The 520-nt window shown below is 34.8% G+C and carries 1 protein-coding gene; it reads left to right on the forward strand.

Going from position 1 to position 520, the window contains the following annotated elements:
- Positions 1-188: 188 nt before the first annotated feature.
- Positions 189-506 carry a DUF960 domain-containing protein gene (locus HT697_RS09510; protein ID WP_173234219.1) on the forward strand — a complete coding sequence of 106 codons (318 nt, stop codon included), beginning with the start codon at positions 189-191 and terminating at the stop codon, positions 504-506.
- Positions 507-520: the final 14 nt, after the last annotated feature.

The following is a 520-nucleotide window of genomic DNA, read 5'->3' on the forward strand; positions in this document are numbered from 1 at the left end:
GTAACTTCTCAAAGTAACTGAAAGTTATATAATCAAGTTAATTTGGGAATTTACCTATTAACTTCGGGAGATTTTTAGGATTTTTTCCTTATTTCTCCCTGTAGCTAAAATCCTTTTCAAAAAATCACCTTTTCTTGATTTTTAATCCTATTTGCTGTATGATAAGGGAAAAGAAAGGGGGCAAAAATATGGCTTTTACCAATACCCAGATGCGGTCTGCTAGTTTTGGCATTGTTACCAGCTTGCCTGATGATGTCATTGATTCTTTTTGGTATATTATTGACCACTTCTTAAAAAATGTCTTTGAATTGGAAGAAGAACTTGAGTTTCAATTGCTCAATAACCAAGGAAAAATTACCTTCCACTTCTCAAGTCAACACCTCCCCACAGCCATTGATTTTGACTTTAATCATCCTTTCGACCCTCTTTATCCCCCGAGAGTTCTGGTTTTAGATATGAATGGTAGAGAGACTATCCTCCTCCCAGAAGAAAATGACCTATTTTAATACTCAATGAAAAT

This window comes from Streptococcus sp. 1621, from assembly GCF_013276615.1.
In the GTDB taxonomy this organism is placed as follows: Bacteria; Bacillota; Bacilli; order Lactobacillales; family Streptococcaceae; genus Streptococcus.